Raw genomic sequence first — 24,945 nt, 5'->3', positions numbered from 1 at the left:
ATGTCTACTAAAGGAACAAAAATCAAAATCATCATTAATTTATTATTATTGACTATTATTCTCGCTATTATTTATTATTTGATCAACCAATCTTTTGCGGATATTTTCAAGGAGTTGCTTTCAACAAGTGTCCAAGTGCTTCTGGCGATGTTTTTTTTCGGTACACTTTATCAAATTGTAGAAGGTCGCTCAATCAAAGAGATCGCCAAGCCGTTTTCCAAATCCTTCAGTACAAGTGATGGATTCTGGACGTCTTGTTATATTGCCTTTTATCGGATTGTCTCATTTGGAACGGGTACTCTGATCTCAGAAATTTATTTTTACAATAAAAAAGGGATGAAGTTTTCTCAAGGAGCAGGAGTCACTGCCCTGCATATGATCATGTATAAATTAGCGGTGATCACTTATGCAGTCATTGGCTTGATTGTTCAATTTTCTTTGTTCTACGAAAAGGCACCAAATATGATTTGGTTTATCATTGCTGGTATCATTTTGACGGCTTTGATCATTTTATTTCTTGTGACCGTCTCCGTCAGTTTGAATCTTCAAGTTTTTTTCGTCAAAGTTTCCAATCGTTTATTCAAAACTGAACGTTTACGTCACTGGGTCGATACGTGCAACAGCCAGATCTATTCACTGAGAGAAACGGTGCAAACGATCATCCAGGACCGCACCGCATTGATCAGGATCTATTGTTGGAACCTGCTAAAACTACTCTGTTGGTATGTGATGCCTTATCTGTTTTTAGTAGAAAATCATCCACATCTTGATTTTCTTTTGACATTTTCATTTATCAGCTTTGCAGTGGTTTTATCAGGAGTCTTACCAACACCCGCAGGCATTGGCTCGTTTGAATTTGTTTATCTATTGCTCTTTCGACCTGTTGTTGGAACGGTAGATGCTGTTTCTTCCTTATTGCTTTATCGATTTGGCTCGTTCATCTTGCCATTCATTTATGGATTTTTCTATGTGATTGCAGAAAGACGGAATATCTTACGTCAAGAGATCCATGAAGTAAAGGCAGAAAAAAAGCGTACAAAGGGGAAAAATTAAATAATTTGAACATCTTTCAAGGAGAATTCAAATGGAGAATCAGTCTGAGCTGAAAATGCTTAGATTGATTCTTTTTTGTTTGTTGAACAATATCTGTTCAACAATTGCTTTCACGCAGAATAGGCTAGACGTTGCTATCTCTAAAACAAGCCAGTTTCCCAAATGTATGGAAGAAACAATCAACACCGGAAGGGTAAAATTAAAATCCCTCGATTAGTTGCTGAAAGTCTATACTTAATGGTATATACTGTATATAAAATAAATAGAAAGCTTAGCTCTCGACAAGAAAGATTTTCTTGATTTTACTCATCCTACAAACAGGATAAAAGACGATAAAAGTTGCTCTTTCATTTTTTAACCGTTCAACTTTTAGACGTTTGACTTTTGGTGTCAGAACGAATCGACTGTTTGATGAATGATATGTAGTTAGAAAGTAGGTAATAAAGTGAAAAAACAAGCGGTTTTCCAAGATATAGCTGAAAAAATTGCACAACGAGTCAATGATGGAACTTACGTGACCAGTCAAAAGTTACCTTCAGATTATGATTTAGCGGAAGAATTTCAATGCAGTCGACTGACGGTGCGCAAAGCAATTGATCTTTTGATCAGTCAAAATATTTTAGTGAAAGAAAGAGGAAAAGGAACTTATGTTATGAAGCAACCGAAGATCCAAAGCGGTTCCGGTGGCTTACAAAGTTTTACTGAAACTGCCAAGGCTCAAGGAAAAAAGACCCGGACAGAAGTATTGCAAGTTGGAATCATAAAAGAAGTACCGCTGAAGATTCGCCAGATGTTCGCTGACTATGGAAATGAAGCCATGGTTTATCTGTCTCGTTTACGTTACTTTGATGATGAACCAATGACAGTAGAAAACCTCTATATACTAAAACGTTATTTGCAAAATGAAAGTGGTGAGATCCCTCAAGCTCAGCTGGCATCTTCATTGTATGAAATAATTGAAGAAAACATTGAGATTGGCTACGCGCATCAAGAAGTTGAAGCAGTTATAAGTCCGCCAGATATTGCCAAGTTATTGCATGTATCAGAAGATGATCCAATGCTTCTCGTCCATTCGATGACTTATTCTCCTTCTGCTAAACCGATATTGTTCGACACGTCTTTTTATCGTGCAGATCAATATACGTTTAAGAATACATTGGTACGTCAAAAATGAGAGGTCAAAAATGGATCAAATCAACACAGCAATTGAAGAGAATTGGCTGGATTTTCTGGATTTACTCAAACAAGTCATGCAAGTTCCTAGTGTTAAATCAAAAGCTGGACCAGGAGCACCCTTTGGTATAGAAGCACGCTCGGTTCTTTCTTTGGTCATGGACAAAAGTGCCGGATATGGGTTCCAAACAAAAGTAATCGATGATGCGATCGGCTATGCCCAGTGGGGAAATGATGGAAGTGAGTATATCGGGGTTCTGGGACATCTCGATGTTGTCCCTGCTGGTCAAGGATGGGAGTTTCCACCGTTTGATCTCAGTGAGAAAAAGGATCGTTTTTATGGTCGAGGAATATTAGACAACAAAGGGCCTATCATTTGTTGTCTGTATGGCATGAAACTATTAAAAGACCTAGGTCACCAGCCAAAAAAGAATCTGCGGATCATCTTTGGAACGGATGAAGAAAGTGGCATGTCAGATATTTCTCATTACTTAGCCGAGGAAAGCCCTCCGTCATTTGGTTTCACGCCCGATTGTAAATATCCTGTGGTCTATGGCGAACGTGGTATCGTAAATGTTGTACTCCACTTTACTTTACCTGAAGAGGAACATCAACAAATCAGTCGATTCGAAGGGGACCAGTTCCGTGATCATGTTCCAGACCAATTGCACGTGAGAATTGCCAAAAAAGAAATAAGCGCCAGTGGTAAACGAGCACCAAGTAACGCGCCTGAGTTAGGAGAAAATGCTATCACGATCTTGGCGACAAAACTAACTGAAGAACGAATGATCCCGCCAGTTGCACAGGGTTATTTCCGCTGGATTTGTCAAAGCTTTCATCAAAAACATTTTGGAGAAGGGATCGATTTAGCGTTTGAAGACGAAGATTCAGGCAAGTTGATTTTGACACCTGTTGTGCTGCAAAAGTCTCCAGAAGGCTTGCTATTAGAAATTGCCTTACGTTACCCGGTGACCGTATCAGAAAAACAAGTCGTGTCACGTTTGAAAAACCAATTGCCTTTAGGTGTTGATTTAGAAGTCGTTCGTAGTATTCCTGGATTTTGTCGGACGGAAGAGTCAAAAAAAATCGATATACTTTCAACAATCTATCATCAAGTCACCGGTAATGATCCTAAACCAGTGACAACAACAGGCGCCACGTATGCGCGTAAAATGCCGAATATCTTAGCATTTGGCCCTTCATTTCCAGGGCAAAAAGGAATTGCCCATACGGCGAATGAATATATGGATTCCGCAGATTTAAGAACAAATTTAGAAATCTACATGCGCAGCCTCCAAGCATTAACAGAATAAAACATTCAGATAGAATAAACAATTGAAAAATAAATTTCATGTAAAACGAGTTTCTAATAAAACGATGAGTTTTAAAAAGAAACTCGTTTTTTAGTATAGACATAATAGTATATACCATATAGAATATGCTTGAAAGCGCTACAAATGTTAGGTGATGGAGGGAAAAAAATGTGGGGAATGATTGCAACCTGGCGCATGGCACATGAAGGTGTCTTGGCCGCTAAACAACAATTAGAAGCACAGTTTTCATGTAAAGATGCTGTGGAAACGGCGATCAAAGTGGTAGAAGATTATCCATTTTATAAATCCGTTGGTTATGGTGGGTTACCAAATGAAAAAGGGATCGTAGAAATGGATGCTGCTTTTATGGATGGAGAAACATTTAAGATTGGTGCAGTTGCTGGGATTACTGATGTAGCCAATCCGATTTCTGTTGCTCGGCAATTAAGCGATGAAAAATTCAATAGTTTTCGAGTAGGGCAAGGAGCAACAGAATATGCAATGCTATCTGGTTTTGAACGAAAAAATATGTTAACGGCACGTGCAAAAAAAATATGGGAACAACGAGTAAAAGAAATCGCCACGTTGAATTTAGATCCTTATGATGGCCATGATACGGTCGGAGTTGTCGCGCTCGATACGCAACAACAGATGGCAGTAGGAACATCCAGTTCCGGTTTGTTTATGAAAAAACATGGACGTGTAGGAGATTCGCCATTATCTGGTTCGGGATTTTATGTGGATAGTACGATTGGCGGTGCAGCAGCTACAGGCTTAGGGGAAGATCTTATGAAGGGCTGTCTCTCTTATGAAATCGTTCGATTGATGGGGAATGGATGTACGCCACAAGTGGCTTGTGATCGAGCCGTTTATGGATTTGATGAGCGATTGCGCAAACGTTATGGCAAAGCGGGGGCGTTCTCGTTAATAGCATTAGATAAATATGGCGAATGGGGGGTAGCTACGAACGTTGAATTTACATTTAGTGTTGCAACGATGGCTCAAGAACCAGCAATTTTCATGGCCAACCCTGGTCCAGATCAGACGACAGTGATCACACCAATCACGCAAGAATGGCTTGATGCCTATGAAGCACGTATCAAAGCACCAATTTAACAGCGAATCGGATAAACGGTTAACAAGAATAAAATGGAGGAATAAATATGACAACTAAAAAAATTTATTTGTTTTGTGAAGCAGGAATGTCAACAAGTATTATGGTCAATAAAATGATGGACGTCGTCAGAAAACACAAAATGCCATTAGAAATTGCCGCTTTTCCTGCGATCCATGCGGAAGAAAAAGTCGCACAAGAAAAACCTGTGGCTATTTTATTAGGGCCTCAAGTCCGTCATTTAGCGAGTAAAATGAAAGAAACGTTTGACCCAATGGGGATTCCTGTTGGCACGATTGCTCCAGAAACATATGGCATGATGGACGGAGAAAAAGCGTTGAAAGATGTCTTGGGTTTGATCAAAAAATCAAAAGCGACAAAGTAGAGTGGCAAAATGAGATTTTCGATCGAAGAATTATGTCCTCAAACAAAAATAAAGCAACTGGATGGGAGGAAGAAACATGCAAAAATTTTTGGATTGGTTAGAACGTGTGTTAACACCAATGGCGAAAACAATCGGTGAAAACAAGTATTTGATTGCGATTCGTGATGGTTTTTTGCTATCAACACCCTTATTGATCGTAGGATCGCTCTTTTTAGTTTTGACTAATTTTCCAATTCCAAATTGGAATGAAACGATGAGCCATATTCTCGGAGATAACTGGTCAACGATGTTGAATATGCCTGCCACGGCAAGTTTTGATATTATGACGATTTTAGCAGTTGGGGGTATTGGCTATAGTCTGGCAAAACAATTTAAAGTAGATGCCATGCAAGCGGCAATTATTTCATTGGTCGCTTTTTTTATCGTGACCCCTTTTACAACCCTGTTTACACCAGAAGGCTCCACTGAAGTCTATGAAGTAGGAAGCTTGCCATTACGTTGGATGGGCTCTAGTGGCCTGTTCTTAGGGATGGTCGTGGCTTTGGTTGCTACCCGATTCTTTGTCGCTTTATTACGTAAAGGTTGGACGATCAAAATGCCAGAAGGTGTGCCACCAACCGTCGTACAATCCTTTGGAGCGTTGATCCCAAGTTTTGTGATTGTTACTCTTTTTATGATTGTCAATTGGTTAGCCAATCTAACCTCATATGGTAATTTACAAGAAATACTATTTAAGTTCCTACAAACTCCTTTACTTAGCTTAGGAAATACTCTAGGCGCGATGATCATAGCCTACTTATTCTTGCACTTTTTTTGGTTTTTCGGTATCAACGGTTCGAGTGTGGTTGGGGCAGTATTCAATCCGATTTTACGAGCACTATCCGTTGAAAATTTAGATGCTTTCAAAAATGGCGCAGATATACCAAATATCATCACAGGTCAATTTCAAGATATGTTTGCTACTTTTGGTGGTGGGGGATCTACGCTTTCATTGATTCTAGTCATGATTCTAGTATGCAAAAGCCAACGAGTGAAAAAACTGTCGCAATTGTCACTAGTACCAGGGATTTTTGGAATCAATGAACCGATTATTTTTGGTTTACCAATTGTTTTAAATCCAGTCTTACTTATTCCATTTGCACTCGTACCCACGATCAATATCATCATTTCCTATTTTTGTATGGATTTAGGATTAGTAAACTATACAAATGGTATTCAACTGCCGTGGACAACACCACCGATCATCTCTGGCTTAATAGTTAGTGGGTGGCAGGCATCTGTTTTGCAAGCATTACTGATCCTACTAGGAATGGCTATTTATTATCCTTTTATCAAAGTGCTAGATAATCAGTATTTAAAAGAAGAAGCAGAGGCGATACAGGAAGAAGAAGAAATCGATTTTGACGAATTCGATTTTGATGATTTATAGGAAAAGAGGCCGTAGGAATGAAAAAAATAGTCTTGATTCTCAATCATTTAACTGCAGGCTTGGGCAGTGATGAAAATGCCCAGCTATCTCCTGGAGGCAAAAAAACAGCCCTTGGACCTGGGCGTACCTTAAATCCACTTTTTCAAGAACACGATACAGAAATCATTGCTACATTGTATTGTGGTGATCAGTATTATCTCGATCACCAAGAAGAGGTGAATAAAAAATTTGTAGGATTTGCCAAAAAATTTAGTGCAGATGCTGTTCTTTGTGGACCCGCGATGCATTATGCTAATTTTGGCATGATGGCAGCCCAATTAGCCTTGGCCTTCAGCGAACAAGGAATTCCCAGTGTAGCAGCGATGTCTGAAGAGAATCCTGCCTTTGCCAATTACACTGAAAAGATCAACATAATCAAAATGCCTAAAAAAGGCGGAATTGGTTTAAATGATTCATATAAAAATATCAGTCACTTTATTTCAATCCTCGCTCATCAAAATCAATCATCATGACTAGATTTCGATGAATCAACTAGTTTGTGCTAAGCAATCATCAGAAATAAATACCTCTAGGTCGGAATAGAATCAACCTCTAGAATTAAGGGTAACAATCACGAAATTGTTCTATAAATGCTTGTGGTTGTTGCCCTTATTTTATAGAGGTTTCTTTTTTGACGTTTATTTGGTATAGAGTGACAGACAAAATTTACCGTAACTTTTTTCTCAAATTTTTTAATAATCGAGAGTATAATCTTTGACCAAAGCTGACCAAATGAGTATAATAATCATGTAAAGGTTAAAGAAAACGAGACTTTAGACGGATGTTATAGACGTTAGAGAAAGTTATAGTTGACTTTGACCAAACAACTTCTACTACAGGAGGGAAATATATGAATAGTGAAAAAATGACAACTACGCTCCAAGAAGCGATTGCAGAAGCACAACAAGTAGCGATGACAAGAAAACATCAAGAAATCGACATCGTTCATTTATGGAAGATCTTTTTACAGCCAAATCATTTTGGCCGTAATCTATATACAGATGCAGGTATCGATGCAGATGCGTTTGAACAAGAGATTGATCGAGTGTTAGATGAGTATCCAACAGTCTCAGGCAGCAATGTCCAATACGGACAAAATCTTAGTCAAAATCTTTTTCATTTATTGAATGAAGCGGATCAATTGAGAGAAAGTTTTGGTGATGAATTCTTATCCACTGAGATCGTGCTATTAGCTTTAATGAAATTAAAAAATTATCCACTGACTGTTTATTTGACAAAACAGGGACTGAATGAAAAAGAATTGCGTAAAAATATCGAAGACATGCGGGGAGGAGAGCGTGTGACCTCAAAAAATCAAGAAGAACAATATAAAGCGTTAGAAAAATATGGTGTCGATCTCGTCCAACAAGTTCGTAGTGGCAAAATGGACCCGATCATTGGCCGAGATGAAGAAATTCGTGATGTGATCCGGATCTTGTCACGTAAAACTAAAAACAACCCTGTGTTGATCGGGGAACCTGGTGTTGGTAAAACAGCGATCGTTGAAGGATTAGCGCAACGTATCGTTCGCAAAGATGTACCAGAAAACTTAAAAGATAAAACCATTTTTTCTTTAGATATGGGTGCCTTGATTGCTGGAGCAAAATTCCGTGGGGAGTTTGAAGAACGCTTAAAAGCAGTCTTGAAAGAAGTGAAGAAAAGCGATGGACGGATCATCTTGTTCATCGATGAGATCCACAATATCGTCGGTGCAGGAAAAACGGAAGGTAGTATGGATGCCGGTAACTTGCTTAAACCGATGTTAGCTCGTGGGGAACTTCATTTGATCGGGGCGACTACTTTAGATGAATACCGCCAATACATGGAAAAGGACAAAGCGTTAGAGCGCCGTTTCCAAAAAGTATTAGTTAAGGAACCAACTGTTGAAGATACGATCAGTATTCTTCGAGGATTGAAAGAGCGTTTTGAGATCCACCATAGCGTCAATATCCATGACAATGCTTTGGTTGCGGCAGCTACATTATCCGATCGCTATATCACAGACCGCTTTTTACCTGATAAAGCCATTGATTTGATCGATGAGGCAAGTGCTACGATCCGAGTGGAAATGAATTCCATGCCAACGGAATTAGATCAAGTGACTCGTCGATTGATGCAGTTGGAGATCGAAGAAGCAGCTTTGAAGAAAGAATCTGATGATGCAAGTAAAAAACGTTTGAAGAACTTACAAGAAGAACTAGCCGATCTTCGAGAAGAAGCCAATGCGATGAAGATGCAGTGGGAAACTGAAAAAGAAGAAGTAAATACCGTTTCTTCTAAACGTGCAGAAATCGATAAGGCAAAACATGAATTAGAAGACGCAGAAAACAATTATGATCTTGAGCGTGCTGCTGTTTTGCGTCATGGTACCATTCCACAATTAGAGAAAGAACTAGCAGAACTTGAAGCAAAAACAAAAGACAGTGACATCAAGATGGTACAAGAATCTGTCACTGAAAATGAAATTGCTCAAGTCGTAGGTCGTTTAACAGGGATTCCAGTAACAAAACTCGTGGAAGGTGAACGCGAAAAACTAATCAAGTTGAATGAAACTCTTCATAAACGTGTCATTGGGCAAGATGAAGCGGTAGACGCAGTAAGTGATGCGGTCATTCGTTCTCGTGCGGGATTACAAGATCCAAACCGACCATTGGGTTCATTCTTATTCTTAGGACCAACTGGTGTCGGTAAAACCGAACTAGCAAAAGCTTTAGCAGAAAACTTGTTTGATTCTGAAGAGCATATGGTGCGGATCGATATGAGTGAATACATGGAAAAACATGCCGTTTCTCGTTTAGTTGGTGCGCCTCCAGGCTACATTGGCTACGAAGAAGGTGGACAGCTAACAGAGGCTGTGCGACGAAACCCATATACGATCGTTTTGCTTGATGAAATTGAAAAGGCACATCCAGACGTCTTCAATATTTTATTACAAGTATTAGACGATGGTCGTTTGACGGATTCCAAAGGTCGTCTCGTTGACTTTAAAAACACGGTGATGATCATGACAAGCAATATCGGTTCTCAATTATTGTTAGAAGGTGTCACCCCAGAAGGAACGATTCCAGAAGAAGTCGAAGAACAAGTGCGAACGATCCTTCGTGGTCATTTCAAACCAGAATTCTTGAATCGTATTGATGACACGATCCTCTTTACGCCATTAAGTCTAAACAATGTCAAAGGGATCGTTGACAAGATGATTTCTCATTTGGCACATCGTTTAGAACATCAAGAAATCATTTTGGAAATCAGTGACGAAGCAAAAACATGGATTGCAGAAAATGCGTACGAGCCTGCATATGGCGCACGCCCATTGAAACGATTCATCACAAAAGAAGTTGAAACGCCATTGGCTAAAGAAATCGTAGCTGGTAAAATCATGCCAAAATCGAAAGTAACGATCACTTTGTTTGATCACCACTTGGCATTCGCAACTGAAAACTTACCCGAAGATGAATCATAAGAAACGCTTGTACTACCCTTATACATGACAGAAGGGGAAAGCATTACCTGTCAAAGTAAAAGACTATTACTGATAGTCTGCACTTTGACAGGTATTTTTTTTCGTCTATACTTAATAAACAATTACATGGTTCATTGAAGGACCAGAACTAGAAAATGAATGGTAGTCGTCAAGTTAACGGCTAAACCTATGATTTACTGTATTCAAAACGGTAAAAGTAAGTGTTTTCATAAATCGGTAGACAAGCTAAGATAGGAAATGTAGATGAGGTGATAGTGTGATGATCAAGGAACGAGAAAAAGCAATCATTCAATATATTTTGATGAACGAACATACGACGGTCACAAAAATAGCGAAACACATGAATTTATCGAATAAAACAGTTTCACAATCATTAAAATTGATCGATGAACTATTTAGCGGAACAACCATCGAACTAATTAGAAAACCACGAGTTGGTGTCTCGATCAACGGTGATCCAAACGAAGTACTAAGTGAGCTTGATACGACGACAATGGTAACAGTTCCAGCTTCTAAAAAAGAACGTATCCAATTCCTCTGTTTTGAACTCTTGAAAAAAAAGACCTATTTCACTCGCCAAGAACTACAAGATACACTATTTATAAGCAAATCGACATTAGAAGGTGATATGAACCAAGTCCATGAGATTTTCCGCCATTTCAACGTTAGCATCGATCGCCTGCCTGGTAAAGGTTCATTTCTAAACTTATCAGAGCAAGAAAAAAGACGCTTAGCATTTGATCTAATCTACTATTTTTGGGGTAGTAATTGGAAAATCACCAAAAAGAATCAACTATATCTACACTCGATCCAAGGCATTCCTCCTTTTGTCAATGAGTTCATCGACATGAAGAACATCACATTAGTTGATACATTATTACAGGAATACCTAAGAGAGGCACAAATAAGGTTGAATGATACGACCTACCATTCATTATTGCTCCATCTGTTGATTATGATTGATCGCGTAAGAGAAGATAACTATTTAGAAAGTGAAGGAGTATTTGGAAAAGTCAGAGAAAATAAACCATTTGATTTATTCATTCGAAAATTAGAAAAAACTTTCTTATTGACATTACCTTCTTCTGAAGTCCGTTATATTCTCTTACACTTAGAAGGTGATACATTGCTTGAACAAACGAAGCAAATGCATGAAGTGACAGATGAACACATTCGCCAATTGATTCACGAAAATGTAACCCTTTACAACGAAAGTATCATTTTAGGGTTAGTTACGCACATCAAAGAAGCAGTCTTGCGTATCAAAAAAGGATTATTGATCCATAATCCTTTTTTACAAGATGTGAAGAAAAACTTTCCTGTGGCTTTTACAGAAGCCATCCAATTAGCGAATGCCTTAAGCCAAGATTTTTCCATCAACGTCCCAGAAGATGAAGTCGCTTTTCTTGCTGTCCATATCCAAGCAATGAAAGAGCAAAAAGAAGAAAAACATCAAAAGAAAGTCAGTGTCTTACTTGTTTGTAGCAGTGGCAAAGGCACCTCACAACTCTTGGCTGCCCGACTTCGTAGAAATTATGAGAAGATCGAAATTTCTAGGATACTTTCGATCCAAGAGTTGATGCAGACATCGATCGATGAAGATCTGGTGATATCGACTGTCAACTTGAACCTAGAGACGATACCAACGATCAATGTTTCACCGGTTCTCAACAAATTAGAACGTCAGAAAATCGAGCAATTTTTAAAAAATGCCCAAAATAAACCAATCAAATCAACGAATCACTTTGGGAAGTTGATCAAAGATGACTTGATCTTTTTGGATCATTCATTCACAGACTATCAAGAAGTGATCCAATTCGTAGGACAACAATTGATTAAAAAAGGATACGCAGAAGAAAAAATCATCTCTTCTTCTTTAGAAAGAGAACAGCTTTCTTTTACCTCTTTTGGAAAATTTGCAACACCACACGGGGCCCCTAAATATGTTAAAAAATCGGCGATCGTCTTTTTACGATTAGCTAATGAATTGATGTGGGGAGAAACGAAAGTCAAATATTTATTTTTCATCTGTATTAAAGATGAAACAGCACAAGAGCTGGAAGAAATCTATGATGTCATGCTAGAGATCATCGAATCTGGTGAAAAAAACTATTTGTTAAAGGGAACAAAAAATGAGATCAAAAACTATTTGAAAGAGGAATTTTAATATGAGCATTGCAACTTTACTACCTTCTGATCATATTTTTTTAGATATGGAGAGTACAACCAAAGAAGAAACGATTCGTCAATTAGGGGAAGTTCTAACGAATAACGGCTTAATCAACAACAAAGAAGCATATATCCAGTCTGTATTAGAAAGAGAAGAACATTCGACGACAGGCATTGGGAACAATATTGCCATTCCTCATGGGAAAAGTGAAGCAGTCAGTGAGCCAGCAATTGTTTTTGCTAGATTGAAACAACCAATCGATTGGCAATCATTAGATGAAGAGCCAGTCTTTGTGGTCATATTATTGGCGATCCCAGAGTCACAAAAAGGGGATACTCATCTAAGGATCTTATCTGAAATTGCGATGAAATTGATGGATGATGACATTACGGCACAGTTAAAAAATGAGACAGATAAACAACAAATTGCGAAACTATTAAGCGAATAAACAAATGAAAAGAGGAAAAAGAGATGAAAAGAAAAATTATCGCAGTTACAGCCTGTGCTACAGGGGTCGCTCATACGTATATGGCAGCCCAAGCACTTAAAAAAGCAGCAGCAAAACGTGGAGATTTGATCAAAGTGGAAACACAAGGAGCAACAGGTATCGAAAATGAATTGACTGAAAAAGATTGCAACATTGGCGAAGTCGTTATTTTTGCAGTGGATACAAAAGTGAGAAATGAAGAGCGTTTCAAAGGAAAAACAATCTTAAAAGTACCAGTCGCAGCACCAATCAAGAATGCCGAAAAAGTCATCGAAGAAGCTTTAGGAATGATCGACTAATCAATTAATCAGTGGGGGAGAAAGTAAATGAAAAAAATAGCAAGTGAAATCAAAAATCATGTTTTAACAGGAATTTCTTATATGATACCTTTGGTAATCGCTGGAGCGGTCATCATGGCCATTTCTCGTGTGGGTGGTTCATTTTACGGGATTGTTGATATTTGGGACGGTTCTCATGGCGAGAGTGGTAATGCAATCATTCGTTTATTGCATAGTTTAGATGGCTTCGGTGGCACAGCCCTTGGTTTGATGTTCCCAGTGATTTCCGCATTTATTGCCTATTCGATCTCAGACAAATTAGGGATTGCTCCTGGTTTAATTGGTGGGATGCTAGTGAAAGATATCAATGCAGGCTTTTTAGGCGCCATCGTTTCTGGTCTGATTGCTGGTTATGCGTGCTTGTTGATCAAAAACAAAATCAAATTGCCAAAATCAATGGCATCCGTTGTACCAGTATTTCTAGTACCAGTATTAGGCACATTGATCACCGTTCTATTAGTCAATTATGTGATTGGGACGCCATTTGCAGCATTGAACGTTGGTTTAGAATCATGGTTGAACGGTTTAAGTGGTGGGAATGCCATCGTTATGGCAGCGGTCGTTGGCGCAATGGTTGGATTTGACTTAGGTGGACCAGTCAATAAAGCGGCAGTGACCACAGCAATGGCACTATTGACTAGTAATGTTTATGCACCAAATACTGCGGCACAAGTGGCCATCATCATTCCACCCATCGGATTAGGGTTAGCCACGATCTTTGCGAAAAATAAATACAACAATGAATTAAAAGAAGCTGGGAAATCAGCTGTGATCATGGGGCTTGTCGGTATTTCTGAAGGAGCGATCCCGTTTGCCGTTGAAAATCCATTGAAAGTTATCCCGATCAATATGATTGGTTCTGCTTTAGGTTCTGCGATGGCAGTTGGTTTAGGGGCAGTGAACACTGCACCGATCTCAGGATTCTATGGCTGGTTCACCGTAGAAAAATGGCCGATCTATGTACTTTCGATCGCTACAGGTGCGTTGTTTATCGCGATCCTAACTAGCGTGCTACGTTCAAAAGATGCTGGACAAGGAGTAGAATCAGCAGTTGAAGAATTTGATGAAGCTGCTTGGGAAGAACAATGGGAAGCGTAACTATGACAAATATACACATTGTAAATCACACACATTGGGATAGAGAATGGTACTTTACTTCAATGGATTGCATCGTTTTAAGTGATCAGTTGTTTACAGATGTTTTGGAAGAGTTGAAAAGACAACCTAATGCTACTTTTGTTTTAGATGGACAGCTTTCGATCCTCGATGATTACTTGGAACTATATCCAGAGAAATTAGCAGAGATCAAAGAATTAGTTGCGAAGGGTCAATTATTTATTGGCCCTTGGTTCACACAAACGGATGCGTTTTTTGCCTCAGGGGAATCTATTTTAAGAAATGCAATGGTGGGCGTCTTTGAAAGTAAAAAATATGGGGAGTATCTACCTATTGGTTATCTTCCAGATACATTTGGATTCAACGCACAAATGCCGACGATTTTAAACGAAGCTGGGTTTGACAATATCATTTTTTGGCGTGGGATCGACTTAGGCGAACATGTCCAATCGCCATATTTCAAATGGAAGAGTTTAAGCGGGGAGAATGAATTGTATGCAGTGAACTTTCCCCAAGGATATGGTGCGCAACAACAACTAGAGCCAACGAAGTGTTATGTGGAAGGACGATTAGACAAAGGCATTGATTTTATCAAGAGCTACGCAGATGAAACAGAAATTTTGATTCCAACAGGAAACGATCAATTAGGGATCATCTCGTCTTTAGAAGAGAAAATCGATAAAATCAATCAAATCGGTAAATATAACTATAAAACAAGCACGTATCAAGCGTTCATGGATTTGGTCCGTCAAAAGGATCTGGAAGAGTATCAAGGAGAGTTTCGCGCGCCTGTTTTTGCCCGTGTGCATAAGACGATTGGTTCTGTCCGCATGGATCTAAAACGTGAGATTTTCAGATTAGAGAATAAACTGACACTTGAAATCGAACCAATGGTCGTGATTGCCAAGGAGCTAGGCATCGTTTTGAGCAATCGGTTAGTCATGAAGGCATGGAAAAAATTATTTGAGTGCCAAGCACATGACAGTTTAGCCGGCTGTGTGTCAGATAGTGTTGCGCAAGACATCGCCCATCGTTTGAAAGAAGTATCAGAAATCTGTGACAGTATCGAAAACTTGGTATTGAAAAGAATTTCTGAAGGACTACAGCTGACAGATCAACAATTCTTGATTTTGAATACTTCAGTTACACCTTTCAAAGGAAAAAAAGTGGTAAAACTTATCTCAAAAGTCAATCAAATCGGAGTATTGGGCCATGATTCTGCTGTCATCTCGATGGATTATGTGCCTAGCCGCCAAAATATCATGCAAGAAACACCTGCCGGCAATCGATTTATTGAAGAGCCAGGGTACTATATTTTACAAGTAGCAGTTGATTGTTCCTTTGATGGACTAGGTTATCAAGTCTTCGATTTCGTCGAACAGACTACAGCTGATCTACCTGATATGACGCCACGAACGATGATCTCAAAAGGGAACTATTCTTTGACTTTTGAAGAGGGACAACTTGCCTTTTCAGATGGTGACCAAACGATTAGAGACTTCTTGAAAATCGTGGATGATAGCAATGCCGGAGATACTTACGATTATTCGCCGATACCTAATGATCACCCAGTCTCTTTGACATTTGATTCATGTAAAGGCAACGAAGAAACCTTGATCTTGGAAGGAAAACTAGAGCTTCCTTATACATTGGCAGAACGTATCGCCGGTCAAACAACGAAAGTCTTCGCTTACCAGCTGACATTGAAGTTAACGGAACAGGGAGAGGTCCAAGGTTGTCTTTCTTTTAGAAATTCTGTATTAAATCACCGTGTCCGTATCAAAACAAAGTTGAATCAATCGATTGAAAAGGTCGTCTCTGCGATCCAATTTGGTTACTTAGAAAAAATAAACCAGTCAATGAACGATTGGGAACAAAAATACTCTGAGATGCCAGTAAATATCGAGCCCTTTGAAAAACAAGTGATCGCGTATAGTTCTGAAGAGGCATTAGTGTTTTATACCGAACAAAGTAAGGAATACGAATATATCAATGACTCCTTATACGTCACGGTATTAGCCACGACGGATTCGTTAGGGAAACCAGATTTGCTGTATCGTCCAGGGCGGGCTTCAGGAGATACGACGAAAAAAGGGCATATCATGATGGAGACACCGCTTGCTCAAATGGAAAATCAACGGATCGATTTTGACTTTTCAGTGCGCATGGCGCCAACTGATATTTCAGAACACACATTAGTGACATGGAAATCAGACAAAGAACAACCGTCGATTTCGTATCAATTGCAAGATTTGAATTATTTCGTTTATCGAATCGACAATAAGATCCAAAGTAGAATCCAACCACTTTCTTTGAGTGAAACGACGTATACGCAAATTTCGTTAGATTTGGAAGAAGGATTGGCTGTCAGTGCGATCCATAACGCTTATTATTCAGAAGGCGTAGTGATTCGATTAGTTAATGGAACTTCAGAAAAGCGTTACCTTGAGCCAGAGAAGCTTTTTGCAGGGTTCAAATACACACGTATCAATGCCTTAGAAGAAGAAGTGACAGAGACAAAAACGATCAGCGGCTATGGCTTAGCCACTTATTTATTAACAAAATAAAAAAACGTTGAGGCACAAGTTGATTCTCAAGGAGTTGCTTCTGGAACACCGTTTAGCGGGTTTTAGGAACAGCAAGTTGACTACTTGTGTCTCCGTTTAGTTGTGAAATTGAAAGAGGAGAAATTATGGCGATACACCTTTTATTTTTAGCTTTGATCCCAGCATTAGGGTGGGGCATGATGCCAATATTATCTAAGATCATGGGGGGCAAGTCAGAAGAACAATTGATTGGCACCACCATTGCTGCTTTATTATTTGGGTTGATATTTAGTTTGTTTCAGCAAGTAACATACCAAACGGTTTCATTCATTGTTTGTTTTTTGTCCGGAGTATTCTGGGCGGTGGGGCAATATTTTCAGTTCCGCGCATTAGAAAAGGCTGAAGTGTCAAAAGCGATGCCCATATCTGTTGGGACACAATTAGCCTTTGTCACGCTTATTTCAGGAATTTTTTTATTGGAATGGACGAGTTTCTTTGTCGCTATGATGTCGATCGTGGCGTTGGCGGTCATTTTAGTCGGTGTGCTATTGGTGACTAAGACAAGCAATGGAAACAGCGCAGTGGCGAAACAAGTGATTGTCTTTTTGTGCATTTCATCTGCGTTTTTGATGCTATATGTAACGATCACTAGTTATTTTGATATTCATGGACCGCAAGTGTTTCTACCTCAATCCATCGGCATGTTTGTTGGAGGGATGATCCTCTCAATGAAGAAAATCAGACAATTGAAAGTCAACGCTATCGCTCGAAATATCCTCACTGGTAGTTCCTGGGTGATCGCTAACACGACGTTATTTGCTGTGTCTGCGTCTTTAGGTGTGGGTATTACTTATGCCTTTTCGCAAATGAGTTTACTTGTCGCAACTTACGGAAGCATCATTATTTTGAGAGAGAAGAAGACATCATTAGAAAAACGCTCAATCTATTTGGGTACATTGGTGTATGTAGTGGGTGTGGTTGGAATGAGTCTTTTAAAATAAAGAATTGAAAAAAATTGACAAAGGATCAAACAAAATCCCTTGCCAATTTTTTTTATTTATCTATCATACTTGTTACGATTGATCAGTGATCTAATTTTTGTAGTCGGTAACTCTCAAAATGTGCTGGGTCTTTTTTCACTTGGACCCACGCATAAACACCCATGATAAAGGCGCCGACTGTATTTGTTAGTAAATCTCCCATTGTATCCATCAATGCTTCGCGTCCGACGAAGAGTGTACCATCAGATGCAGCAAACCGTTGCAAGTTCATTCCTAAGAATTGGTCGCATAAAAACTCCCAGAATTCCCAGAAAACACCGCATAACCCAGCAAAAGCAAATCCAAATAAAAGAAATAGCCAAGGACTTGTTTTCTCGATTGGTGCGTCTTTCAGCAAGAAGCCGATCAAACCGTAACCTAAGGCAGTCAGAACCATCGGGCTAACGGCGTGTAAGATTTTATCCCAAAATGAAATAATACTGATCAAGTGCATACCTGTTCCTAAAAAGACAGAAATGAACAAGAAAAACCAATAAAATAAAACAATGGCATCAGGAACATGGATCTTGAATAATCGGCAAACGATCTGTGGCAAATAAATCAATAGGATACCTGCCAGTGATTCGACGATAAAGGTGATTCCTTGTGTGGTCGAATATTTGTTTGTTACAAATTCGAAAATGTTATAACCAACAACAAATAGACCGAAAATCGTTAATGCAATCTGAACTTTTTTTACTGTCTTACTCACTAATTTTTCCCCCAGCTAGATATGATTTCAATGCTTTGAACAATGCTTCTTCAGAAGACACGATCGTTCCGTTCAACTTGATCAAGCCGACCGTATAAAGATTTAAATAATGGAACTGATTTTCACCAGCCTGTTGCAAGGCAGCGACTTTTTTTGGATGAGTCGCACCTTGTTGGCGGCTGTCTGTATATAAACCAATGATCGGGATGCCTTTAGCATAGGCGACACCGATCTCAGAAGCAACTCCGGCATCGATCGTCAATCCGTCTAAAAGTGCGATCATCAAGTCACTTTCTAGTACTTTTTCTGTATCAGCCAAGGCAATCATTTTGCTGTCTGCATATGCAGTCTTATCATTGATTGCTTCGTTTTCTTGTGGTAGATAGATCGACAAATCAGAAGAAATCTCTCTAATTTTTTTGACAAGAGATTCGTTATAAAGCAAATCTCCTTTTGCAAAAAGTGGTGCTGCAAAATAAATATTCATTCGTTTCAACATCCTTTGTATTAGAAATAGTCACTAAAATAAGCTTCCATGTTTGGGATGATTCGCTCTAATGTCTTGACCATCTCCTCATCTGTGGTTATGCGCTCGATTCGAGCAAGGTAAGAAGCACGACGATAATTCATCATTAGACACGTCAATGTTTGGATATCTAAACGAACCATTTTACCAATCGGTTCATTAACGATTGACAAGTGGCCATCTCGCCACGTCAAGCCAAATACGCCATTATTCCAAGGTGCCACGGAATCTTCCACGATGAAATGGAAGTCTTCTGCTGTACCAGAAAAAGGGAAGCGCTGGATAAATTCTTTGACGTCAACGATCCTTGCCATAAAGTAAGGTTCGATCTGTTCTTTGATTTGACTATCTTCTAATAAAAAAGCAAGGGGTTCATTTTTGTAGATATCGCCATGTACCCAGTAAACCATTGAAAAATGTGCAGAGATGAAGTTCCACAATCCGTTACGCGCCTCTTGGTTCAAATAAAACATCTCTTTGACATGGAAGACTTCTTCGGCGACCCAATAAAAAAGCACTCCGGTGGGTTCATTGTCACTATTGTAATAAATCGCCGCAGTCCGTTCTTCTTCATTTTCAAAACGCCAATATTCTTCCCAGTGAAAGGCACTACGAAACAGCGCACCATGATTCTTTCCCGCAAACTGTTGATAGACACGGAAAACATCTTCGTGATCGACAGGCAGTCGTTCCACGATACCAGAAACAGGTACTTGTTTAGGTAGTTGTGTATCACGTATTTTAAAGGATAACTTATCTGACATGATTTCCCAACCTTTACGCCTGTAATAAGGGATATTGTAAGGATAAAGATAAGAGACCCACTGTTTGTTTTTGCGCATGTTGTCTAATGCGACGATGATCAAGTCTTGCATCAATCCATGGTTGGCATATTCAGGATAGGTTCCAACACCAGTCACTCCGCCCATTTGGTACCGTGTACCGTGGATATTAACCTCGCAAGGATAGATCGCGATTTGAGAAATCAATTTTTCTTTATGAAACCAGCCGAATACATTTGATAATTCTAGAATCGGTCGCTTGGAACGTACAAATTCCCGTTTGTTTTCAAATCCACTTTCTTCAATATCAGAGTCAGTGACTTGAAAAACGTAGGAAAGTAACTCATTGAACTGGTCAACATGTTCCTCCGTGACAGGCTTCAACTCAAAATTTTCTCTAAAATCTGTTTGGTCCATTTTTTCAACTCCAATTTAGTTACTTGTTCACAGTATAACAAAAGTTTCTAAAAAAAACTTCTAAAGTCCTTAGAAGGAAAAAGTCTTTAAATTCCTCCTTTTCGTTGGTATAATGAAAAGTGCTGATTATATGAAAAGAGGAGACGCTATGGATATAAAGAAAATGAAACAACGCCAACAGCAAATTCGAAATTTTTCGATCATTGCTCATATCGACCATGGGAAATCAACTTTGGCCGATCGGATTTTGGAAAAGACGAACACTGTGACGTCTCGCGAAATGCAAGATCAGTTATTAGACTCCATGGATCTAGAACGTGAACGTGGGATCACGATCAAACTTAATGCCGTAGAATTGAACTATACGGCTAAAAACGGGGAGACGTACATCTTCCATTTGATCGATACCCCAGGGCACGTCGATTTTACCTATGAAGTATCTCGAAGTTTAGCTGCCTGTGAAGGCGCAGTCTTAGTCGTGGATGCCGCTCAAGGGATTGAAGCACAAACATTAGCCAATGTTTATTTGGCATTAGATAATGACCTAGAGATTTTACCAGTCATCAATAAGATCGATTTACCAGCCGCAGATCCAGAGCGTGTGCGTAATGAAATCGAAGAAGTGATCGGCATCGATGCCAGTGAAGCGGTCTTAGCAAGTGCGAAGTCTGGAATTGGTATCGAAGAAATACTGGAACAAGTAGTGGAATATGTCCCAGCACCTTCAGGCGATCTAGAAGCTCCTTTGAAAGCCTTGATTTTTGATTCGATCTATGACAGTTACCGCGGGGTTATTTTAAACGTACGTATCACCGATGGTGTTGTCAAAGCAGGGGATAAAATCAAATTGATGAGTAATGGCAAGACCTTCGATGTGACCGAAGTCGGCGTTTTTTCACCAAAAACGATTGCTCGTGACTTTTTGATGGTCGGTGATGTCGGTTATATCACCGCAAGCATCAAGACAGTTCAAGATACAAGTGTTGGGGATACAGTGACACTTGCGGATAATCCAGCTACAGAAGCATTACCAGGTTATCGTAAAATGAACCCAATGGTCTATTGTGGTTTATACCCGATCGACACATCACGATATAATGATCTGCGTGAAGCATTGGAAAAACTTCAACTGAATGATGCTGCTTTGCAGTTTGAACCAGAAACATCACAAGCACTTGGCTTTGGTTTCCGTTGTGGCTTCTTAGGATTACTTCACATGGATGTCGTCCAAGAGCGTTTAGAGCGTGAGTTCAATCTTGAATTGATCACGACAGCGCCTTCTGTAATCTATCATGTCAACAAAACAGACGGTTCGATGGTCGTTGTTGATAATCCTGCTGATTTTCCTGAACCAGTCACGATCCAAGATGTCGAAGAACCTTTTGTGAAAGCACAGATCATGGTACCTAATGAGTACGTTGGTGCAGTCATGGAACTTTCGCAACGTAAACGTGGCGATTTTATTACAATGGATTATTTAGATGATTATCGTGTCAATGTCGTTTATAACTTGCCTTTGTCAGAGATCGTCTTTGATTTCTTTGACAAACTAAAATCAAGCACGAAAGGCTACGCTTCACTTGACTACGAAATGTCAGGTTATCAAAAGAGCAAGCTAGTGAAAATGGATATCTTGCTGAATGCTGAAAAAGTCGACGCATTAAGCTTCATCGTTCACCGTGATTTTGCCTATGAACGCGGAAAAGCCATCGTTGAAAAACTGAAAAAACTGATCCCTCGTCAACAATTCGAGGTACCGATCCAAGCGGCGATCGGACAAAAAATCGTTGCCCGTTCAGACATCAAAGCCTTACGTAAAAACGTGTTGGCCAAATGTTACGGTGGTGACGTTTCCCGTAAACGTAAACTTCTTGAAAAACAAAAAGAAGGTAAGAAACGAATGAAACAAATCGGTAACGTCGAAGTCCCTCAAGAAGCCTTCATGGCTGTTCTGAAAATGGATGAGGACGAACCGAAGAAATAGCCTAATAGGCTATTGCAAAAAAACTTAGTTCTTTGTCAAATGATGTTGGTTAAGAGGAATATTAGAATAATTATGACAGAAAGAAGTGGAGAATTTCTTTCTGTCTTTTTTTCTGGAAAACAATGTTTTTCCATGTTGAAGCAAGATCCTTCATTTGAAAAGGTAATGACTTCTATCACTTTAAGGGTTTCGCTTTAATATCTTAAGATAATTGTTAGCTATCCAAGCATTCTATTAGAATAGCTAAAACATAGTAGGTTCTTGATGCGTATTTTTTAGATTGATTACTTAATCTTTATACATAATAAGGCTAAAGTCTAATTGTTACTACAATTTTCTTATGCTACCTTAAATTTAGATATGTTAAATGAGGAGGCAACAGATAAATGTTTAAGTTGATTTTAAAGCAATTTTTACAGCATTGGAAAATTTGGCTATCCATCCTACCTATTTTTATTGTTTCTGGATTAATATTTAGCACTGCTTTTGTGATATTAAATGCTTTAAGTAGGGCTGATCTTAACAGTTCAGTTGATTATGGTGTTTTTATGCAGTTACCAATAGTAATAGGGATAGTAATGTTTTTTTTATTGACTATCAATGCAATGAAACAGTGTATAGACTTTTTTGATGGAACAAATGACATATTGCTTCTTTTAGGAGCTTCTCCTGCTCAAATCAGTTTGGTGATGACTGGACAAATGTTAGTAATTGGTATGATTGGAGCTGTTATTGGGAGCGGCTTTTCCTTAAAAGCTTCACAGCTTTTTTTGACCACCTTACCTTCGAGTTCTGCTAAAGATTCTCTTGTACATATCCCGCTTCAATTCTCATGGAATGTTGTTTTTGTTGTGATATTGATCCAACTAGCAATTATTCTATATACATGTATGCGTTATTGTCTTAAAAATTATAAGAAAAGAAAGGGGAGCCTTTCTTCCAACAGAGCGTTTATTAAAATGAAGAATAGCGGCAAATTTTTGGGAATACATGCATCACTAGTGAGCGTAGGGGCAACGATATATTTATATTTAAAAAATGTTCCTGATCCAACTTTAATAAAAGAATATACTCGAAGTATGAGTAACTCGATGAATTTATTGCTTCTTCTGTGGTTGTCTGTACTGATTACTATGAATTTTTTGATTCGTCCCATATTTCGAGGGATAGTACATAGAATTGTTGGGGTGCCAAAAATGACAAAGAATCCGATGATCCGCACTGCACTTTACAATATAAAAGAATTAATAAAATTAATTCGTCCAGTCAGCATCATTACTATGCTAGTTGGGAATTTTATAGCTTTGTTTCTCAACACTAAACTACTAATTGATGGAACAAATGATAGTTCTTATATCTCAGATTTGATCATCAACCTTATTTTTGTATTCGGGGCGCCAATACTCATTAGTTTAGCAAATGTAATTGTGTCAATTTGCCTTTTTAGAATAAAAACAAAAGTTGAATCTAAAAATTATTTTTATACTGGATGTACACCAGATTGGATTTTTAAAATGAGAATCATTGAAATCAGTTCAGTTTCATTCATTTCAATAATAATTACCTTCATTGGAACAATATTGTTTGCGATTCCACTGCTAAGAGTGACCTATCTGGGTGGTGGCAATATTTTTAAGGCAAATTGGTCGGTTAATCTCCTATTATCGTTAGGCGCTTTTCTAATATTCGGTTTATGTTTTATTGCAATTTATTGGTTTGAGCACTATACGTTAAAAAAGTATGTCGAGTAGATTTATTAATATACTAAAAGAATAGATTGTTTTAATTGAATCAAATATAAGAAAGTAATTAATTCAGATTGAAAGAAGGAAAGAAATTGCTGAATTGGGAGATCCTTCTACTATCAATGAGTAGTTTGCGTCCTACAGTTTTGTATGAGAGTTTGATTTATAAACTAGAATGATTTTATGGAGGTTAATATCGATGAGAGAGATAGTTATTTCAATAAACGAATTAAAAAAAGAGATACAGCTTGCGAAAGGAAATCTTTTACAAGTGCTGACTGATATTTCTTTTGAAGTAAAGCAACAAGAGTTTGTATCGATCGTAGGACCTTCTGGTTCAGGAAAAACAACGTTGCTTCATTGTATTTCTAGCTTATTACCTCCTACAAAAGGAGAGGTGTTAATTGATGATTAATCACCATATGGATGGAGTGCAGCGAAATTAGCAAAGTTTCGTCGTAAAAAAATTGGTTTTATTTTTCAAGATTTTCAACTCATACCTTCATTGTCAGCCTACGATAATATGGTACTCCCAGGAACATTGAATGGGCACAAAATAAAAAGGGGAAATGTCGATACTTTGGCAGAACGATTGGAATTAAAAGCGGATTTACACCAGCCTATTGATGCTCTTTCGGGTGGTGAACAACAAAAAGTTGCAATTGGGCGCACAATATTAGCAGATCCAGAAATATTGTTTTTAGATGAACCTACTAGCGCATTAGATACTCACTCACGTATCCTTATTATGGAAGTACTTAAAGAATTAGTAAGCAAAGGAAAGACAATCGTTATGTTGACTCATGATCTAGAGCTTGCCAGTCAATCTTCCAGAGCAATTGTTATAAAGGATGGGCGCATTCATAATAATATAAGTTCGCCAATATTGGAAACCCTCATATTCTAAATGATACGATTCATTCATTTCTACCTTAGCTCCATCTACTTTTACTAAATGAAATTAGCGTATGCTTCCTTTGGTTCTCAAATAGATTAAACAAATCATTCGGACAAAAAAATAGATTCATGTATAATTTAATCAGAGTTTATATTACTATCGTTATAATATTTTTAGGAAACATCTTATGTAAA

19 protein-coding genes and 1 pseudogene are annotated in these 24,945 nt (G+C 38.5%); 17 read left to right on the top strand and 3 right to left on the bottom strand.

Annotated elements, in window-relative coordinates; all coding sequences use genetic code 11:
• The 14 genes from IGK01_RS07460 to IGK01_RS07395 all read left to right on the top strand — a co-directional run bounded on the left by IGK01_RS07460 (position 1) and on the right by IGK01_RS07395 (position 17,648).
• Positions 1-1,053 (top strand): lysylphosphatidylglycerol synthase transmembrane domain-containing protein, encoded by a 1,053-nt coding sequence (locus IGK01_RS07460; RefSeq protein WP_438840627.1) that lies wholly within the window; start codon positions 1-3, stop codon positions 1,051-1,053.
• 445 nt (positions 1,054-1,498) lie between these two features.
• Complete coding sequence (locus IGK01_RS07455; protein ID WP_438840626.1) at positions 1,499-2,227, top strand: GntR family transcriptional regulator, LSA1692 subfamily; 729 nt, start codon at positions 1,499-1,501, stop codon at positions 2,225-2,227.
• 10 nt (positions 2,228-2,237) lie between these two features.
• The gene (locus tag IGK01_RS07450; protein WP_169058369.1) at positions 2,238-3,539 is read left to right on the top strand and encodes a Sapep family Mn(2+)-dependent dipeptidase; all 1,302 of its coding nucleotides are present in this window, start codon (positions 2,238-2,240) and stop codon (positions 3,537-3,539) included.
• A gap of 168 nt (positions 3,540-3,707) precedes the next feature.
• Complete coding sequence (locus IGK01_RS07445; RefSeq protein ID WP_010735327.1) at positions 3,708-4,655, top strand: N(4)-(beta-N-acetylglucosaminyl)-L-asparaginase; 948 nt, start codon at positions 3,708-3,710, stop codon at positions 4,653-4,655.
• A 47-nt stretch (positions 4,656-4,702) separates the two neighbouring features.
• Positions 4,703-5,038, top strand: coding sequence for a PTS sugar transporter subunit IIB (locus IGK01_RS07440; protein ID WP_010735328.1), 336 nt, complete (start codon positions 4,703-4,705; stop codon positions 5,036-5,038).
• 76 nt (positions 5,039-5,114) lie between these two features.
• Positions 5,115-6,467 carry a PTS cellobiose transporter subunit IIC gene (gene celB, locus IGK01_RS07435; RefSeq protein WP_438840625.1) on the top strand — a complete coding sequence of 451 codons (1,353 nt, stop codon included), beginning with the start codon at positions 5,115-5,117 and terminating at the stop codon, positions 6,465-6,467.
• Positions 6,468-6,484: 17 nt separating this feature from the next.
• Entirely contained in the window at positions 6,485-6,979 is a 495-nt protein-coding gene (locus IGK01_RS07430; protein ID WP_169058370.1) for a GrdB-related putative oxidoreductase, read from the top strand.
• Positions 6,980-7,356: 377 nt separating this feature from the next.
• Positions 7,357-9,969, top strand: coding sequence for an ATP-dependent chaperone ClpB (clpB, locus tag IGK01_RS07425; protein WP_077151292.1), 2,613 nt, complete (start codon positions 7,357-7,359; stop codon positions 9,967-9,969).
• A 280-nt stretch (positions 9,970-10,249) separates the two neighbouring features.
• Complete coding sequence (locus IGK01_RS07420) at positions 10,250-12,157, top strand: BglG family transcription antiterminator (protein WP_077151293.1); 1,908 nt, start codon at positions 10,250-10,252, stop codon at positions 12,155-12,157.
• Position 12,158: 1 nt separating this feature from the next.
• Positions 12,159-12,608, top strand: coding sequence for a PTS sugar transporter subunit IIA (locus tag IGK01_RS07415; protein WP_010735333.1), 450 nt, complete (start codon positions 12,159-12,161; stop codon positions 12,606-12,608).
• Between the two features lie 23 nt (positions 12,609-12,631).
• A complete protein-coding gene (locus IGK01_RS07410) occupies positions 12,632-12,946 on the top strand; it encodes a PTS fructose transporter subunit IIB (protein ID WP_010735334.1) in 315 nt (104 codons plus the stop codon).
• A gap of 27 nt (positions 12,947-12,973) precedes the next feature.
• Positions 12,974-14,083 (top strand): PTS fructose transporter subunit IIC, encoded by a 1,110-nt coding sequence (locus IGK01_RS07405; RefSeq protein WP_077151294.1) that lies wholly within the window; start codon positions 12,974-12,976, stop codon positions 14,081-14,083.
• A 2-nt stretch (positions 14,084-14,085) separates the two neighbouring features.
• Positions 14,086-16,668 carry a glycosyl hydrolase gene (locus IGK01_RS07400; protein ID WP_077151295.1) on the top strand — a complete coding sequence of 861 codons (2,583 nt, stop codon included), beginning with the start codon at positions 14,086-14,088 and terminating at the stop codon, positions 16,666-16,668.
• Positions 16,669-16,793: 125 nt separating this feature from the next.
• Positions 16,794-17,648 (top strand): GRP family sugar transporter, encoded by an 855-nt coding sequence (locus tag IGK01_RS07395; protein WP_010735337.1) that lies wholly within the window; start codon positions 16,794-16,796, stop codon positions 17,646-17,648.
• An 82-nt stretch (positions 17,649-17,730) separates the two neighbouring features.
• Here the strand turns inward: IGK01_RS07395 and IGK01_RS07390 are convergent, their stop codons facing one another.
• The 3 genes from IGK01_RS07390 to IGK01_RS07380 are packed head-to-tail and all read right to left on the bottom strand — an operon-like array spanning position 17,731 to position 20,124.
• Positions 17,731-18,399 (bottom strand): hypothetical protein, encoded by a 669-nt coding sequence (locus IGK01_RS07390; protein ID WP_062805177.1) that lies wholly within the window; start codon positions 18,397-18,399, stop codon positions 17,731-17,733.
• Positions 18,392-18,886 carry a nucleoside 2-deoxyribosyltransferase gene (locus IGK01_RS07385; RefSeq protein ID WP_010735339.1) on the bottom strand — a complete coding sequence of 165 codons (495 nt, stop codon included), beginning with the start codon at positions 18,884-18,886 and terminating at the stop codon, positions 18,392-18,394. Before IGK01_RS07385 ends, IGK01_RS07390 begins: the two co-directional genes overlap by 8 nt.
• 20 nt (positions 18,887-18,906) lie before the next feature.
• Complete coding sequence (locus tag IGK01_RS07380) at positions 18,907-20,124, bottom strand: GNAT family N-acetyltransferase (RefSeq protein ID WP_023519751.1); 1,218 nt, start codon at positions 20,122-20,124, stop codon at positions 18,907-18,909.
• A gap of 148 nt (positions 20,125-20,272) precedes the next feature.
• Between IGK01_RS07380 and lepA the strand changes: the two genes are divergently transcribed.
• The 3 genes and pseudogenes from lepA to IGK01_RS07365 all read left to right on the top strand — a co-directional run bounded on the left by lepA (position 20,273) and on the right by IGK01_RS07365 (position 24,760).
• Complete coding sequence (gene lepA, locus IGK01_RS07375) at positions 20,273-22,108, top strand: translation elongation factor 4 (RefSeq protein ID WP_010735341.1); 1,836 nt, start codon at positions 20,273-20,275, stop codon at positions 22,106-22,108.
• Positions 22,109-22,494: 386 nt separating this feature from the next.
• Positions 22,495-23,859, top strand: coding sequence for a hypothetical protein (locus IGK01_RS07370; protein WP_409173375.1), 1,365 nt, complete (start codon positions 22,495-22,497; stop codon positions 23,857-23,859).
• Between the two features lie 193 nt (positions 23,860-24,052).
• A pseudogene (locus IGK01_RS07365) lies at positions 24,053-24,760 on the top strand (ABC transporter ATP-binding protein).
• Positions 24,761-24,945: the final 185 nt, after the last annotated feature.

This window comes from Enterococcus sp. AZ080, from assembly GCF_051714945.1.
Classification (GTDB): Bacteria; Bacillota; Bacilli; order Lactobacillales; family Enterococcaceae; genus Enterococcus_B; species Enterococcus_B pernyi.
This window is presented reverse-complemented; position numbering and strand designations above follow the sequence as displayed.

Coding starts and splice junctions, on each gene's coding strand:
- IGK01_RS07460 (WP_438840627.1), top strand. CDS start 1: ATGTCTACTAAAGGAACAAAAATCAAAATCATCATTAATTTATTATTA.
- IGK01_RS07450 (WP_169058369.1), top strand. CDS start 2,238: ATGGATCAAATCAACACAGCAATTGAAGAGAATTGGCTGGATTTTCTG.
- IGK01_RS07445 (WP_010735327.1), top strand. CDS start 3,708: ATGTGGGGAATGATTGCAACCTGGCGCATGGCACATGAAGGTGTCTTG.
- IGK01_RS07440 (WP_010735328.1), top strand. CDS start 4,703: ATGACAACTAAAAAAATTTATTTGTTTTGTGAAGCAGGAATGTCAACA.
- celB (WP_438840625.1), top strand. CDS start 5,115: ATGCAAAAATTTTTGGATTGGTTAGAACGTGTGTTAACACCAATGGCG.
- IGK01_RS07430 (WP_169058370.1), top strand. CDS start 6,485: ATGAAAAAAATAGTCTTGATTCTCAATCATTTAACTGCAGGCTTGGGC.
- clpB (WP_077151292.1), top strand. CDS start 7,357: ATGAATAGTGAAAAAATGACAACTACGCTCCAAGAAGCGATTGCAGAA.
- IGK01_RS07420 (WP_077151293.1), top strand. CDS start 10,250: ATGATCAAGGAACGAGAAAAAGCAATCATTCAATATATTTTGATGAAC.
- IGK01_RS07415 (WP_010735333.1), top strand. CDS start 12,159: ATGAGCATTGCAACTTTACTACCTTCTGATCATATTTTTTTAGATATG.
- IGK01_RS07410 (WP_010735334.1), top strand. CDS start 12,632: ATGAAAAGAAAAATTATCGCAGTTACAGCCTGTGCTACAGGGGTCGCT.
- IGK01_RS07405 (WP_077151294.1), top strand. CDS start 12,974: ATGAAAAAAATAGCAAGTGAAATCAAAAATCATGTTTTAACAGGAATT.
- IGK01_RS07400 (WP_077151295.1), top strand. CDS start 14,086: ATGACAAATATACACATTGTAAATCACACACATTGGGATAGAGAATGG.
- IGK01_RS07395 (WP_010735337.1), top strand. CDS start 16,794: ATGGCGATACACCTTTTATTTTTAGCTTTGATCCCAGCATTAGGGTGG.
- IGK01_RS07385 (WP_010735339.1), bottom strand. CDS start 18,886: ATGAATATTTATTTTGCAGCACCACTTTTTGCAAAAGGAGATTTGCTT.
- IGK01_RS07380 (WP_023519751.1), bottom strand. CDS start 20,124: ATGGACCAAACAGATTTTAGAGAAAATTTTGAGTTGAAGCCTGTCACG.
- lepA (WP_010735341.1), top strand. CDS start 20,273: ATGGATATAAAGAAAATGAAACAACGCCAACAGCAAATTCGAAATTTT.
- IGK01_RS07370 (WP_409173375.1), top strand. CDS start 22,495: ATGTTTAAGTTGATTTTAAAGCAATTTTTACAGCATTGGAAAATTTGG.